The sequence below is a fragment of the Halobacterium hubeiense genome (assembly GCF_001488575.1).
Lineage (GTDB): Archaea > Halobacteriota > Halobacteria > Halobacteriales > Halobacteriaceae > Halobacterium > Halobacterium hubeiense.
Window position 1 is genome coordinate 369,971 of record NZ_LN831302.1, and the last position, 14,437, is coordinate 384,407.

Here is a 14,437-nt window from a genome sequence, read left to right on the forward strand (position 1 = left end):
GGCGGTCCGCGCTCAGTCGTCGCCGACGTCCGGCGGCTGGTGGGGCGTGCTGCCCGTGGAGCCGGCGACGTTCTCGCGGAGGTCGGCTTCGATGGCTTCCAGCGTGCGGCCCTTCGTCTCGGGGACCAGCGAGTACGTGAACACGAGCGCGACGGCGCTGAAGACGCCGAACAGCCAGAACGTCGCGGAGGGACCGACGCTCGCGGTGAGAATCGGGAACGACAGCGATACCGCGAGGTTGGCGGCCCAGTTGGCGACCGTCGCCAGTCCTTCCGCGGAGCCGCGGACGGACAGCGGGTAGATTTCGGAGATGAGCAGCCAGAAGACGGGGCCGAGCCCGACCGCGAAGAAGGAGATGTACAGCATCAGGCAGACCGTCGCCGCGATGCCGAGCACGCCGGAGAGCCCGGGGAGGTAGAAGATCACGCCGAGCCCGGCGAGCGTGACGGTCATGCCGCCGGTGCCGACGAGCAGCAGCGGGCGGCGGCCGACGCGGTCCACGAGGCTGATGGCGACGACCGTGATGGCGACGTTGACGGCGCCGATGCCGACCGTCGCGAGGATGGACGCCGTGCTGCCGAAGCCGGTGGACTCCAGAATCGTCGGCGCGTAGTACATCACCGCGTTGATGCCCGTAATCTGCTGGAGGACCGCGAGCCCGACGCCGACGACGAGCGCGGGTCGGAGCCACGGCGCGAGGAGGTCGCGGAGGCTGGTGCCGGACTCGCGTTCGACGGTCTCCTCGATCTCCGCGAGTTCGTCGTCGACGCTCCCCTCGCGGGTGCGTTCGAGGACGCGGCGGGCGTCGTCGGGGCGCCCGTGGCTGAACAGCCAGCGCGGGCTCTCGGGCATCTTGAGCACGCCGACCGCGAGCACGACGGCGGGCACCATGCCGGCGCCGAGCATCCACCGCCACGCGCCGCCGTCCGCGAACGCGTAGTTCACGAAGTACGACGAGAGGATGCCGATGGTGACCATCAGCTGGTGCAGCGAGGTGAGGCCGCCGCGAATCTTCGGCGGCGCGATCTCGGAGATGTACAGCGGGCCGACGACGGAGGCGAAGCCGATGGCGACGCCGTCGACGAGCCGGCCGGCGACGAGCACGGGGACGTTGGGCGCGACCGCCATCAGGAACGACCCCGCGAAGAAGACGACCGCGGACAGCAGGATGAGCTTTCGGCGGCCGATTCGGTCTGCGAGCCGTCCGCCGAGCATCGCGCCGGCGGCGGCGCCCGCCATGGCGCCGCTGACGACGATGCCCTCGACGAGCGGCGAGAGGCTGAACGTGTCGTTGATGAACAGGATGGCCCCGGAGATGATGCCCGTGTCGAAGCCGAACAGCAGGCCGTTGAGCGCCGCCATCGCGGCGACGACGTAGACGAAGCGGGATTCCCCTCCGAGGGTCTCGATGGAGTCTGTGAGTCCCATCGTTGTGTAATGGATTTTTACTACACCTATAAAAAATTCTTCGGGATTTTCTGCGTGCCGGCAACGTCCGAGACCGCCCCCGACGACTACCTGTATTCGGAGTTAGCTGAGCGGAATTTTCGACGAATCTCCCGAAAATATTTGGCCGGGTAGCGCGGAAACACCGCACGTGACACACGTAGTCGCGGGCGACCTCTGGCGGCCACTCGCCGACGCGCTGCCGGACGACGTGGTGACAGTCGACGCCGCGGCAGTCCGCGACAGCGTCGCCAGCGACGACCCGGCCGTCGTCGTCGTGGACGCAGCCACACTCGCCGACCCCGCCGCCGCCGCCGTGGACGACGTCCGCTCGACCACCGACGCCGCGGTCGTCGCCGTCGGCGCGACGACCCTCGACGCCGACGTCGCGTGCGCGGCGACCGACGAAGCGGCCGTCGCGGTCGCCGTCGAGCGCGCCCGCCACATCGCCGCCTACCGGCGCTCGGTGTCGGACCTCTACGAGGCGTGTCGCGAGCGCGCACTCGGCCGGCCCGACGAGGACGTCCGCGAGCGCCGACAGTCCGCCGACGACCAGTTCGCGTCGCTGCCCGACGACCGCGAGGCGTTCGCGGCTGCGCTCCGCACGGAGGCCGACGATGGTTGAGGCGTTCGCCGTCGCCTCCGGGAAGGGAGGCACCGGGAAGACGACGAACACGCTCGCGCTCGGGATGGCGCTCGCCGAGGACTACGACGTGACGGTCGTGGACGCCGACACCGGGATGGCGAATCTCCTCTTCCACGCCGGACTCGCGGACGTGGACGTGACCCTCCACGACCTCCTCGTCGCGGACACCGACGCCGCGGTCTCGGACGCCGTCTACGAGCGCTACGGGATGCGCGTCGTCCCCTGCGGCACGGGCCTGGGCGACTTCCGCGCGGCGGACCCGGCCCGACTCCGCGACGTCGTCGCCGTCCTCGCCGCCGACACGGACGTCCTCCTCTTGGATTCGCCGGCGACGCTGGCGAGCCGCAGCGCCGTCCTCCCCATCGTCCTCGCGGACCGCGCGGTGCTGGTCGTCCAGCCGACGATTCCCGCCATCTCGGACGCGCTCAAGGTCCAGGAGTACGCGACGTCGTACGGCACGGGCGTCGCGGGCACGCTCTACAACAAGGTCCAGGGCCCCGAGGCGGTCGAGCGCGTCGCCGCGAAGTCCGGCCGGTACTTCGAGGGCGAGACGCTGGGAACCGTCCCCGAGGCCGAGGCGGTCCGGGCCGCGCGCCCCTCGGCGTCGCCGAGCCGGCCTTCGACGTTGGCCTCCCAGATGCGGGACTTGCACTCGTCGATGAGTTCGTCGTCGCCGGGGAGGCGGTCGGGTTCGCGGACCGCGTACTTGGTGTCGAAGGCGTCCCGGCCGAGCACGCGCTCGCGGTAGACGACCACCGGGACGTCGAAGTCCCTGAAGGGGACGGTGTAGCGGGCGACGCGCTCGGAGAGGAAGCGGTCGAGGTGCGGCGGGTCGGTGGGCAGGTCGGTGACGGCGGGCGCGTACTCGCTGGTGTGCACCACGAGGGAGTCGGCCGCGGCGTCCGCGACTTCGACGCCGTCGTCGAGCGCGAGCGGCGTGAGGTCGCCGAGCCCCCGGAGGTCGCAGAGCACGTGGAACTCGACGCGGCGGCGGGCGGCCCGCGAGCAGTCGGTGAGGCGCGCGACCACGCGGCGGTGTTTCTCCCCGAGGCCGGCGGCGACCCGTTCTCGCGTCCCCTCCCGGGTGCGCGGCCGGGCGAGGTGGGCGTCCGCGAAGTAGTCGGTGACGCGGGCGAGCGCGGTCTCGTCGCCGGTCCCGAGCGGCGGCGTGCGGACGTCGTAGGTGAACTCGACGTCCCGCTCGGCGACGGTGACGACGACGCCGGGGTGGACTTCGTACTGGCTGCGGACTTCGGGTGCGTACCACGCGTCCGTGTCGTCCGGTGGCACCGGCGACGGCACCGCGTGGTCGGCGCGTGCGGACATTACGAGCTACTGGTTCGTTACTAAATTTAAACTTTCACGATTCACACCAAATACGGGTGAGTCGAGTGAACTGTTCGCAAGACCTATACTCCGGACTTCGTAAACGCCGCCAGTGGACCGTAATCGACGCGCCCTCGTCGTCGCCCTCCTCTGCGTGGTCGCGGTGTCGTTGGCGGCCGCGACGCTCGCGAACCCCCAACAGCCCGCCGGTGGCACCGGGTTCGGCGACGGCGGCTCGGACCCCAGCGGCACCGCCACGCAGTCCGGGGACGGCGGCGACGGACTCGACAATCCGACGCCGGCCGACGGTACGGGGCCGCTCGCCCTCCAGCCAGCCTGTGTCCCCGCGCTCGCGTCGCCGGGCGTCGGTTTCGCGCTCCTCGGGTTGGCGCTGTTGCTCGGCTTCGTCGCGTACCGCCGCGACGGCATCGTGCCCGCGGTCATCGTCGTGTTCGTCACGTCTACGGTGCTGTTCCCGGCGTGGTTGCTGGTCAGCGCCTGTGGCGACTTCGGGACCGACTCGCCCACCGACAGCGGTCTCATCCCCGAACTCCCGTCCGGGCCGTCCGCCGGCGGCCAAGCCGGTAGCGGGGGCGGCAGCGAACTGCTGTTCTCGCCGCCGACCGTGCTGCTCGGCCTGCTCGCGGTCGCCGTGCTGCTCGGCTTCGTCGCGTTCCGCGCGACCGGCGACGACGAACCGCCCGAGCGCGAGCCCGTCCCCGAGCCGGCGTCCGAATCCGACGACGAGACGCTCGGTGCGCTCGGCAGCGTCGCCGGCGACGCCGCCGACCGCATCGCCGCCGACGCCGACGTCGAGAACGAGGTGTACCGCGCGTGGCGGGAGATGACCGATCACCTCGACGTCGCCAACCCCGAGACAAGCACGCCCGCGGAGTTCGCGACTGCCGCCAGTGACGCCGGGATGGCTCGCGAGCACGTCGACGAGCTCACCCGCCTCTTCCGGTCGGTCCGGTACGGCGGCGCCGAGGCGACCGAGGACCGCGAGCAGCGCGCGCTGGCGGCGCTACGCGCCATCGAGGCCTCCTACGGGGGTGACGAGTAGTGCTGCGCCGCGTCCTGCTCGCGCTCGGGGTCGCGTTCACCGCGCTCGGGGTCGCGGTCGCGGCCGCGCCCTCGATTGCGACGACGTTGCGACTGCCCGACGTGCCCCGGCTCGTCGTCGCCGTGCTCGCGGTCGTGTTCGCGCTCGCCACTCACGCCGCACGGAAGGCGGTGGACTTCCGCGACCCCGACGAGGCGGCCGTGCGCGCGTCCGGCCTCGAAGACCGCTACGAGCCGCCGCGGCCCGGCGCCGAAATCGACGCGGAACTCGCGCTCGGCCCGCGGGACGGACCATCGAGCGCCGACTCCCGCGTCCGCGAGCGGTTGCGCCTGCTGGCGGTGCGCGTGCTCTCCGACGCCGAGGGGTGGTCCGAGGACGAGGCCCACCGCCGCCTCGACGACGGGACGTGGACCGACGACCGCACCGCCGCCGCGCTGTTCTCCGAGGACGTCGACCCGGCTGCGCGCCACCTCGTCGCCTCGTTCGCGGGCATCGAGTCCACCCGCGAGCGCGAAGTCAGGCACGCGCTCGCCGAACTACAGCGCCGCTCGGGCGCCGGCGTCGGAGGTGACTGACGTGGGCGCGACCACCGCGGAGACCGCCGACGCCTCGCCCGACGCGGACGGCGCGCCCGACGGCGATTCCGAGACGGAGGTGGCCACGGCGCTCGCGGACGTGACGACGCGGGAGACGAACCGCTGGCGCGGCGTCACCGCGCTCTCGCTGCTCGCGGCCGCGGTCGGCACCGCGTCGGGGTCGCCCACCGCGCTCCTGATCGCGGTGCTCGGCGTCGCGTACGCCGCCTACGGCGCGCTGTTCGCGGCGCCGTCGCCGTCGCTTGCCGTCGAGCGCACGGTGCACGCCGACGACCCCGAGCCCGGCGACGAGGTCGAAGTGACGCTCTCCGTGACGAACGACGGCGCGTTCCGCCCCGACCTCCGCGTCGTCGACGACGTGCCCGCGGGCGTCGAAGTGGTCGACGGTTCGCCCCGGCTCGCGACCGCGCTCCGCGCGGGGAAGACGGCGACGTTGCGGTACACCGTCGAGATGCGCCGCGGCGAACACGACTTCGACGCGGTGCAGGTCAGGGCGCGCGACCTCAGCGGCGCCCGCGAGAGCGAAGCCACGGTCCACACGGCGTCGACGGTCGCGTCGGTCCCGCCGCTCCCCGAGCTGTCGTCGTTCCCGCTGCGCGAGCAGACCGTCCAGCGCGTCGGCCGCGTCCCCACCTCGCAGGGCGGGTCCGGCGTGGAGTTCCACGCGAGCCGCGAGTACCGGTCCGGGGACCCGCTCTCGCGCGTGGACTGGAAGCGGCTCGCGCGCACCGGCGACCTCTCGACGGTGCAGTACCGCGAGGAGCGCGCCGCCACCGTCGTCGCCGTCGTGGACGGCCGCGACGCCGCACACGTCGCCGACGCGGACGGCGAGAACGCCGTCGAGTACGGCGTCGAAGCCGCGGGCGCGGTCTCGTCGGCGTTGCTGGACGCGGGGAATCGCGTCGGCGTCGCCGCGTTCGGCCCGCACTGGGAGTGGCTCGCGCCCGGCTCCGGCCGCGACCACCGCGCCCGGCTCCGAGACGCGCTCGCCCGCGGCCGGGGGTTCGCCGCGCGCGAACCCGACCGCCGGTTCCTCGGCGCGCTCGTATTCCGCCGGCTCCGCAAGCACCTCCCGGCGGACGCGCAGGTCGTGTTCTGCTCGCCGCTCGCGGACGACGACGCCGCCGAGTACGTCCGCCGCCTCGAAGCCGGCGGCAACCCGGTGACGGTGGTGTCGCCGGACGTGACGGGTTCGGAGACGCTCGGCCAGCAGGTCGCGCGCGTCGAGCGCGCCACCCGGATTCGGTCGCTGCGGCGCGCGGGCGTCCGCGTCGTCGACTGGCCGGCCGACGAGTCGCTCCCGGTCGCCGTCGCCACCGCCACCCGGGGGTGGTCACAGTGAGCGAGTTCGACGCGCGCCCGCCGTCGCTGGCGGTCGTCCCCGCGACCGTCGCCGCCGCGCTCGTCGTGCTCCCGGTCGCGGCGGGCTCGACTGTCGGCCTGGTGTTCGCCGGGCCGGGCGCCGCGGCCGTCGTCTACGGCGCCCGCGACGCCGCCCGACGGTACGTCACGCTCGGCGGCGCGCTCGCGTTCGTCGGCGTCGCCGTCGCCGCTGCCACTGGCCTCCCGACCGCGCTCGCGCTCATCGCGGGCGTCGCCGCGCTCGTCGCCTACGACACCGGCGAGCACGCCGTGTCGCTCGGGGTCGACGTCGGCGCGGACGCGCCGGTCGCGCAGTCCGTCGCCGTCCACACCGCGGGCAGCGTCGCGGTCGCGTCGCTGGCCGCCGGCGTCGGGTTCGGCATCTACCAGTTCGGCCCCGCGAGCCTCCCCGTGACCGGGCTGGTCGCATTGCTGTTCGCGGCCGTCTTCCTCGCCTACGCGCTCGGCGACTGACCCTCCGCGGTCGGCACCGGCACCGAGTCGAGCACGTCGGCGACGACCTCGCGCTTGTCCGTGTTCTCGACCGCGGCGTCCGGCGTCAACACGAGCCGGTGCGCGAGCACGTTCGGCGCCAGCCGCTTGACGTCCTCCGGGACGACGTACTCGCGGCCGCGGAGCACGGCGCGCGCTCGCGCCGTCTCGAAGAGCCGCTGGGTGCCGCGCGGGCTCACGCCCACTTCGACGCGGCGGTCTTCGCGCGTCTCTCGCGCCACTGCGACGACGTACTGGAGGAGGTCGTCGTCCATGCGCACGTCCTCGGCGACCGCGCGCACCGCCTGCACGCGCTCGGCGTCGAGGACCGGTTCCACGCTCGGACTCCGCGAGGACCGCCCCGCGCGCCGTCGGAGGAGTTCCAGTTCGCCGGCCTCGTCCGGGTAGCCGATGCCCGCCTTCGCGACGAACCGGTCCATCTGGGCCTCCGGGAGCGGGAACGTTCCCTCCTGCTCGACCGGGTTCTGCGTCGCGATGACGAAAAAGGGCTCCGGCAGCTCCATCGTCTCCCCGTCGATGGTCGCCTGCCCCTCCTCCATCGCTTCGAGGAGCGCGGCCTGCGTCTTCGGCGGCGCGCGGTTGATTTCGTCCGCCAGTAGCACGTTCGCGAACACCGGCCCGGGCTGGAACTCGAACTCCCGGGACTTCTCGTTGAACACGTGCGTCCCCAGCACGTCCGCCGGCAGCAGGTCCGGCGTGAACTGCACGCGGCTGAACTCGAGGCCGAGCGCGGTCGCGACGCTGCGCGCGGTCAGCGTCTTCCCGGTGCCCGGCACGTCTTCGAGGAGGACGTGGCCGTCGGCCAAGAACCCGACGAGGACCGTTTCGAGGAAATCGCGGTCGGTCACGACCGCGCGCTCGACTTCGCTCAGGACGGCGTCGCACTCCTCGCTCGCAGCGGTGACGTCCATGGGCGTTCGTGCCACCCGCCGCGTTTAGTGGTATCGGTTGACACGAACTCGCTCCCGCCAACCGTAATCCCTAAATCCGACAACGACGTTCTCCCGAACGAGCCGAGGTAGCCTAGCCTGGCCAAGGCGGTTGCTTCGAGAGCAACTGTCCTCACGGACTCAGGAGTTCAAATCTCCTCCTCGGCGCTTCTCACTTACGTCACCGCCGAGCGACTGTACTGTCGCGAGGCGTGACGCGTCGTGGACGCCGTGAGATTTCGAACGAGAGTAGTCGCAGCCGGCGAGCGAAGCGAGCCGGACCGTCTACTCGTTGTTCAAATCTCCTCCTCGGCGCTTCTCCGAGCACACCGTCGCGGACCTCCGGGTCCGCGACTCGCGCAGGAATCGCGAACGATCGGGAGATTTGAACCCTGCAAGACGCAGCACGAACTCAGTGAGTGACCGTCTTGCTCCGGTTCAAATCTCCTCCTCGGCGTTTTCACGGAGCTACACCGAGCAGCGACGCGACCGTTCTGCTGCAGGTGGGTTCGACGCTTCCTCGAAAGCCCCGGCGCGCTCGGCGTCTGCGACTCGCTGCGCGCTTCCTTCACTCGCTACGCTCGTTCAGTCCAGTGCTTGCGTCGTCTCGACTGCCGACCGCGCCGCCCTTTTCAGTCCCACCCTGTGTTAGAGCGGTTCAGCTAATCGGGCCGGCTCTGAGAATCCAGTAGCGTGGTTCGAAGCCCGGGGAGGGTTTCGAACCCGGGTCAGTCGGCGGCCGTCGTCGCCTCTTGCTCGGGCAGGAGGCGATCGAGGGCGTCGACGACGGCGCTGACGCTGGCGGCGGTGATGTCGCTGTCGCTGGCATCGACGGTGACCGTGCGGTCGCCGCGGGAGACGGTGACGTGGACGGTGACGACGGCGTCCGTCCCACCAGTAATGGCGTCGACGTGGTACTCGTCGAGGCGGAAGGTGACGTCGCCGAGGGCGTCGCGGACGGCGGCGATGGCGGCGTCGACGGGGCCGCTGCCGGTGCCGGCCGCGCTGTGCTCCTCGTCGTCCACGCGCAGGCGGACCGACGCCGTGGGGGTGCCGCCGCCGCTGGCGGCCGTGAGGTCCAGTACTTCGACGCGGCGCTCGCGGTCGCCGCCCTTGACGTCCTCGGCGACGGCGAGCAGGTCGGCGTCGGTGACGCGCTTGCCGCGCTCGCCGAGTTCGTTCACGCGCTCGACGACCGCGGCGAGTTCGTCGTCGCTGACCTCGACGTCGTGTTCGGCGAGGGCAGCGCGGACGCCCGCGCGGCCGGCGTGCTTCCCGAGGACGAGCCGGCGCTCGCGTCCGACCGCCTCCGGGGAGTACGGCTCGTACATGCGGTCGTCCTTGAGCGTGCCGTCGGTGTGGATGCCGGACTCGTGGGCGAACGCGTTCTCGCCGGAGACTGCCTTGTTCGGCGGGAGCGGGACGCCCGTGGCCTCGGCGACGGTCGAGGCGAGGTCGTAGAGGCGCTCGGTGTCCAGCGGTTCGATGCCGTAGCAGTGCCAGAGCGCGACCGCGACCTCTTCGAGCGCGACGTTGCCGGCGCGCTCGCCGACGCCGTTGACGGTGGCGTGGACGAGGTCCGCGCCCGCGGAGACGCCCGCGAGCGCGTTCGTCACGGCGAGCCCGAGGTCGTCGTGGGTGTGGACGCTCACGGGGCCGTAGTCCGCGACGGCGTCCACGAGCTCGTAGACGCGCTCGGGGCTGGCGTGACCGACGGTGTCCGCGACGCAGAAGCGATCCGCGCCCGCGTCGGCGCTCGCTTCCGCGAGGTCTGCGAGGAACTCGTCGTCGGCGCGGGAGCCGTCCTCGCCGATGACTTCGACCCAGAGGCCGTGGTCGGTCGCGTACTCCACGAGCTCGCGGGTCGTGTCGAGGACGCTCTCGCGGGTGGTGCCGACTTTCCCCTCGACGTGGCGGTCGCTGGCGGGGACGACGAGGTTCACGCCGTCGACGTCGCACTCCATCGCGAGGTCCACGTCGCGCTGGATGCCGCGACAGAAGCTCGTGACCGTCGCGTCCAGGTCGAGGCCGGTGACGCGGCGAATCGTCTCGCGCTCGCCGGCGCTCGTGCACGCGCTGCCGGCTTCGACGACGGAGACGCCGGTGTCGTCGAGCTTGCGCGCGATGGTCGCCTTCTGGTCGGCGGACAGCGAGATGCCGGGGGCTTGTTCGCCGTCGCGCAGCGTGGTGTCGAGGAACTGTACGTCGGGTGCGCCGCCGTCGAGAGCGGCAGGGAAACTAGTGCCGGAGAATTTCTCGGCCAGCCGCCGTGAGGCGACTTACTCTATCCTCCGTGCCGGTGTGGTCCGACATGGTGTACGTGTGTTGGCGAGCCGCACACGTTTGAAGGTGTGGGGTGTGACAGTTGTTGCCTGTCAATCCGACACCCACACGCGGTCGCCGACGCGCACGTCGTCGGCCGCGCCCGCCGGGAGTTCGACGAGCGTGTCGCAGCGCGCCTCGCCGCGGCCCGTCCACGCCGAGAGCCGTTCGACGCGCTGGACTTCCTCGTCTTCTATCCAGACGGCGTCGATGGCGAACGGCACGAACAGCATGTGGACGTCGCGGCTGGCGGCGCCGTCGAAGTCGAAGACGAGCGCGTAGTCGTCGGGAATCGACAGCCGGAACATCAGGCCGCGGGTCTGCGCGAACAGCGAGTCGGCGACGTCGACGTCGGACGCGAGCGTCCGGGCGTCGCCGTCGCGTTCGTGGCGGAGGTGCACACCCGGAGTCGGCGGCGGGCAGCGAAAAGCGTTACCCCGTCCGGTCGCTACGCCGGGGCGTGAAGAAGACGCCGACCGGGACCGCCGTCGGGGTCGACGACCCCTACGACCACGCCGGCGTCTGCGACTACGCGACCGACGACGGGAAGTGCCGGTACGCCTTCGAGCACGGCCAGCACGACCCCGAGTTCGCGGCCGAGCGCCGCGCCGACGACTTCCGGTGCCCGGTCGCGGACGGCGACTGGGAGTGGGCGGACTGCCCGCACTACCGGTGCCGGCAGCGCGACCGCGAGTGCGCGCGTTGTGGGCTCGAAGAGCGCCGGCAGGCCCACGACGACGAGCGCCCGCTCCTCGAGGAGCACCACCTCGCGTACGACGACAGCGAGGACGTCGGCCACGAGATTACCGTCTTCCTCTGCCGGTGGTGTCACGCGAAGGTCCACGACTCGTGGGCGCGCATCGACGACGACGCCAGCCCCGACCCCGAAGCCATCGCGGCCGCGGAGGGCCGCCGCAGCGAGGAGCGCTCCGAACTCTCCTTCGACACCGCCGCGGAGCGCTTCGACGGCGAGTGAGCCGCCCCCGACTGCTAACTGCCTCCGCCCCGAAGGTGTGGTATGAACGATACGCCGTTCCACCTCGGCCACGTCCACCTCAAGGTCCGGGACCTCGACCGCGCGGTCGCGTTCTACGAGGACGTCTTCGACCTCGAACTCACGGAGACGGAGGGGCGGTTCGCGTTCCTCTCGTGGGGCGAGCACCACCACGACGTCGCGCTGCAAGCGGTCGGCGCGGACGCTCCCGACGCCGGCCGCGGCGTCGGCCTCTACCACGCCGCCATCGAGGTCGATACCGAGCCCGGGCTGGGCGACGTCTACGACGAGCTCTGCGAGCGCGGCGTCCCCTCGACGCCCGTCGACCACGGCATCAGCAAGGCGCTGTACTTCTCGGACACCGCCGGCAACGGCCTCGAAGCGTACGTGGACGCGCGCGACGACCGCGACCTCGCCGAGTGGGACGGCGAGAACCGGCGCTTCGACCCGTCGGCGCTGTAACCGTGAACGAGTGGGTTTTTAGTCGGCAGTCGTGTACCCCGGCCTAATGACACGCATCCTCGTCGTCGACAACCACGGTCAGTTCACCCACCTGGAGCACCGGCTGCTCCGGGACATGGACGGGGTGGAGACCGAGACCGTCGACAACACGACGCCACCGGCGGAGCTCGACGCCGACGGCCTCGTGCTCTCCGGCGGCCCCGACATGGACGACGTCGGGAACTGCCCCGAGTACCTCGATCTCGACGTGCCGATTCTGGGCATCTGCCTGGGCATGCAGCTCATCGCGACGGAGCTCGGCGGCCGCGTCGAGTCCGGCGACTACGGCGGCTACGCGGACGTCGACGTCGAGATTCTCGACGACGACGACCCGCTCGTGGGGTCGCTGGCGCCCGAGACCCGCGTCTGGGCGAGCCACGCCGACGAGGTCGTCGACGTCCCCGAGGGGTTCACCCGCACCGCCCGCAGCGACATCTGCGACGTCGAGGCCATCGCGGACACCGACCGCGACCTCTACGGCGTCCAGTGGCACCCCGAGGTCGCCCACACGGAGGAGGGCGAAGCGGTCTTCGAGAACTTCGTGCGGGTCTGCGAGTAGGCCGATGACGGAGACGCAGGGCGAACTGGCGAGCCTCTCGAAGTACATCTTCCGCGCGCCCCGGTGGTACACGACGGTCGCGCTCTCGCTGGTCATCGCGGCGCTGGCGGGCGTCGCGGCCTTCGACAGCCAGTACGTCCTCGAGGACGCGTGGCAGGGCGTGTTCTTCATCGGCGTGCCGACGGTCGTCGCGAGCCTCGGCACCACGCCCGTAGACCGCTACTTTGGCGGCCAGCTCACGTACAGCCGGTCGTCGCTTTTGGCGTTCGCCTGCGAGGTCGTGGTGGTGGTCGTGCTCGTCGCGGCGGGCGTCGTCGCCGCCGTCACCGGCCGGTTCGGGCAGAACTTCGTCTTCGACGCGCTCATCGCGGCGCTCGGGCTCGTGTTCGCGATACGGTTCCTCGTGGTGCTTGCGGTCTCCCGGGACTCCCCGCTGGTCGCCGCGATTCCCGCGAGCATCCAGACGGTGACCGCCGGCGTCCTGCTGTTCGTCTACAGCGGCACGATGAACTACCTCATGACCGGCGGCCGCCTCGTGAACGCCTACCTCTCCCGGCCCGCCGAGGCGCCGCCGGAAATCCAGTACGCGTTCGCGCCCCGCGACTTCGTCCTGCTGGTCTCGCTGACCGCGCTGTACGGCGTCGCCGCCTACGGGCTCGTCGTCGCCATCGACCGCCCGTGGAAGCGCAGCCTCGGCGTCAGCGTGCTGGACTTCGTCAGCGGCTTCATCGGCCACATCGCCGAGGGCACCCGCGAACTGGAGGACTTCTTCGAGCAGATCGGCGAGGAAGCCGTCGTCCCCGTGACGGTGCTGGCGTTCCGCAATCTCGACGACGGCGAGGAGAAAGCCCGGTTCGTGTTGCCGATGATTCACCCCGGCCCGATGGGGGAAATCGGCGGCGGGAACCTCCCGCAGCGGGTCGCCGAGTCCGCCACGGGGCTGGCGTTCCCGCCCCACGCCACCGCCGGCCACGACTTCAACCTCGTCACGGAGCGCGAGGTTGACACGCTCATCGACGCCGCCGAGCGCGCCCACGCGTCCATCGACTACGCCGACCGCGCGACCCCCGCGGTCCGCGTCCAGGAGGGCGAGGCGAAACTGCTCGGACAGGCGTTCGGCGACGACGCGCTGCTCGTCTCCACGTTCTCCCCGGAGTTCGCCGACGACGTCGAGTACGCGGTCGGGCTCTCCGCCACCGCGGAGGCCCGCGTCGAGGGCATGGACGACGTCCTGCTGGCCGACGCGCACAACTGCAACAACGGCCTGCAGGGCGACGACCTCGGGCACGTCTACCCCGGGAGCAAGCGCTCGTTCGACATGATTCAGGCCGCCGGCGAGGCCGCCCAGCGCCTCCGCGAGGCCGACGAGGACGTCCTCGAACTCGGCGTCGCGTGGGACCGCACGGCGTGGCGCCCCGAGGACGGCATCGGCCCGCTCGGCGTCCGCGTCGCCGTCCTCGACACCGGCGGCGACCGCACCGCGTACGTGCTCGTGGACGGCAACAACATGGAGCCCGGGCTCCGCGAGACCATCGTGGAGGCGCTCGACGGCGTCGACCACGCGGAAGTGATGACCACGGACACCCACATCGTCAACACCGTCGAGTCCACGAATCAGGTCGGCGGCGCCATCGACTGGGACGAACTCGTCGACCTCGTCGTCGGCCTCACGGAGGAGGCGGTCGCCGACCTCGAACCCGTCGAAGCCGGGATGGCCAGCGAGCGCGCGGAGGTCACCGTGTTCGGCAACGACCGCACGGAGACGCTCGCCAGCCACGCCAACGCCGTCATCGCGATGGGCGGCGCCATCGCCGGCCTCGCCGTGCTCGCCACCGTCGCCATCAGCGTCCTCATCTTCTTCCTGACGTAGCGGTTGCGGTCGCGACGGCTACCGCTGCGCGTTCGTGAAGCGAACGAGTGAGAAAACTACTCGTCCGCGAACAGGTCGTCGACGGCGCCGCGCGCCGCGAGCGCGGCGTCATCCGCGACCTGCTCGACGTCGGCGTCGGCGTCCGGCGCGTGGACGTAGACGTCCACGTCGAGTACGCCGTCCTCGAACGTGACAGTGACGTCGAGATCGTCGACGTCACCGGTCGCGAGCCGCGAGAACACGAGGCCTTCGGCGGCCTCGGCGGCGGCCTCCACGACTTCCTCGTCGGACGGTTCCTCGTCAGTCATCA

15 protein-coding genes and 1 tRNA gene are annotated in these 14,437 nt (G+C 71.6%); 11 read left to right on the forward strand and 5 right to left on the reverse strand.

The genetic code is table 11. From position 1 onward, the window contains the following. Positions 1–12 precede the first annotated feature (12 nt). Positions 13–1,428, reverse strand: a complete 1,416-nt coding sequence (locus HHUB_RS01775) for a sugar porter family MFS transporter (RefSeq protein WP_059055654.1) — start codon at positions 1,426–1,428, stop codon at positions 13–15. A gap of 169 nt (positions 1,429–1,597) precedes the next feature. Here HHUB_RS01775 and HHUB_RS01780 point away from each other — a divergent pair, with 169 nt between their 5' ends. From HHUB_RS01780 to HHUB_RS01810, 6 genes are all read left to right on the forward strand, one after another. After that, positions 1,598–2,071: a hypothetical protein gene (locus HHUB_RS01780; RefSeq protein ID WP_059055656.1), complete on the forward strand. Its 474-nt coding sequence runs from the start codon at positions 1,598–1,600 to the stop codon at positions 2,069–2,071. Then, on the forward strand, positions 2,064–2,840 hold the full coding sequence (locus HHUB_RS16020; protein ID WP_082687145.1) for a nucleotide-binding protein: 777 nt from the start codon (positions 2,064–2,066) through the stop codon (positions 2,838–2,840). Before HHUB_RS01780 ends, HHUB_RS16020 begins: the two co-directional genes overlap by 8 nt. A gap of 690 nt (positions 2,841–3,530) precedes the next feature. Continuing rightward, positions 3,531–4,481, forward strand: a complete 951-nt coding sequence (locus tag HHUB_RS01795; RefSeq protein ID WP_059055662.1) for a DUF4129 domain-containing protein — start codon at positions 3,531–3,533, stop codon at positions 4,479–4,481. Then, positions 4,481–5,056 (forward strand): DUF7269 family protein, encoded by a 576-nt coding sequence (locus HHUB_RS01800; RefSeq protein ID WP_059055663.1) that lies wholly within the window; start codon positions 4,481–4,483, stop codon positions 5,054–5,056. Before HHUB_RS01795 ends, HHUB_RS01800 begins: the two co-directional genes overlap by 1 nt. Beyond that, entirely contained in the window at positions 5,049–6,419 is a 1,371-nt protein-coding gene (locus HHUB_RS01805; protein WP_238323985.1) for a DUF58 domain-containing protein, read from the forward strand. The genes HHUB_RS01800 and HHUB_RS01805 overlap by 8 nt, the downstream gene beginning before the upstream one ends. Then, positions 6,416–6,913, forward strand: coding sequence for a DUF7519 family protein (locus tag HHUB_RS01810; protein ID WP_059055665.1), 498 nt, complete (start codon positions 6,416–6,418; stop codon positions 6,911–6,913). Before HHUB_RS01805 ends, HHUB_RS01810 begins: the two co-directional genes overlap by 4 nt. On the opposite strand, the gene HHUB_RS01815 is transcribed toward HHUB_RS01810, so the two are convergent. Further along, positions 6,895–7,863, reverse strand: a complete 969-nt coding sequence (locus HHUB_RS01815; protein ID WP_059055667.1) for an AAA family ATPase — start codon at positions 7,861–7,863, stop codon at positions 6,895–6,897. The genes HHUB_RS01810 and HHUB_RS01815 overlap by 19 nt on opposite strands. Before the next feature lie 101 nt (positions 7,864–7,964). Here HHUB_RS01815 and HHUB_RS01820 point away from each other — a divergent pair. After that, positions 7,965–8,049, forward strand: a tRNA-Ser gene (locus HHUB_RS01820). 560 nt (positions 8,050–8,609) lie between these two features. Here the strand turns inward: HHUB_RS01820 and HHUB_RS01825 are convergent. Both HHUB_RS01825 and HHUB_RS01830 read right to left on the reverse strand, forming a co-directional pair. Next, positions 8,610–10,145, reverse strand: a complete 1,536-nt coding sequence (locus tag HHUB_RS01825) for a 2-isopropylmalate synthase (protein WP_059055669.1) — start codon at positions 10,143–10,145, stop codon at positions 8,610–8,612. Between the two features lie 111 nt (positions 10,146–10,256). Further along, positions 10,257–10,604 (reverse strand): DUF192 domain-containing protein, encoded by a 348-nt coding sequence (locus tag HHUB_RS01830; RefSeq protein ID WP_059055671.1) that lies wholly within the window; start codon positions 10,602–10,604, stop codon positions 10,257–10,259. Between the two features lie 59 nt (positions 10,605–10,663). On the opposite strand from HHUB_RS01830, the gene HHUB_RS01835 reads away from it, so the two are divergent. From HHUB_RS01835 to HHUB_RS01850, 4 genes are read left to right on the forward strand one after another with little or no spacing between them, the layout of a single operon-like run. Beyond that, positions 10,664–11,179 carry a DUF7097 family protein gene (locus tag HHUB_RS01835; RefSeq protein ID WP_059055672.1) on the forward strand — a complete coding sequence of 172 codons (516 nt, stop codon included), beginning with the start codon at positions 10,664–10,666 and terminating at the stop codon, positions 11,177–11,179. A gap of 42 nt (positions 11,180–11,221) precedes the next feature. Further along, positions 11,222–11,659: a VOC family protein gene (locus HHUB_RS01840; protein ID WP_059055674.1), complete on the forward strand. Its 438-nt coding sequence runs from the start codon at positions 11,222–11,224 to the stop codon at positions 11,657–11,659. Positions 11,660–11,705: 46 nt separating this feature from the next. Beyond that, on the forward strand, positions 11,706–12,257 hold the full coding sequence (locus HHUB_RS01845; RefSeq protein ID WP_059055676.1) for a GMP synthase subunit A: 552 nt from the start codon (positions 11,706–11,708) through the stop codon (positions 12,255–12,257). 4 nt (positions 12,258–12,261) lie between these two features. Further along, on the forward strand, positions 12,262–14,127 hold the full coding sequence (locus HHUB_RS01850) for a DUF2070 family protein (protein ID WP_059055678.1): 1,866 nt from the start codon (positions 12,262–12,264) through the stop codon (positions 14,125–14,127). 56 nt (positions 14,128–14,183) lie between these two features. Here HHUB_RS01850 and HHUB_RS01855 read toward each other — a convergent pair whose 3' ends face one another. Beyond that, positions 14,184–14,435: a DUF3194 domain-containing protein gene (locus HHUB_RS01855; RefSeq protein ID WP_059055680.1), complete on the reverse strand. Its 252-nt coding sequence runs from the start codon at positions 14,433–14,435 to the stop codon at positions 14,184–14,186. Between the last annotated feature and the right edge of the window lie 2 nt (positions 14,436–14,437).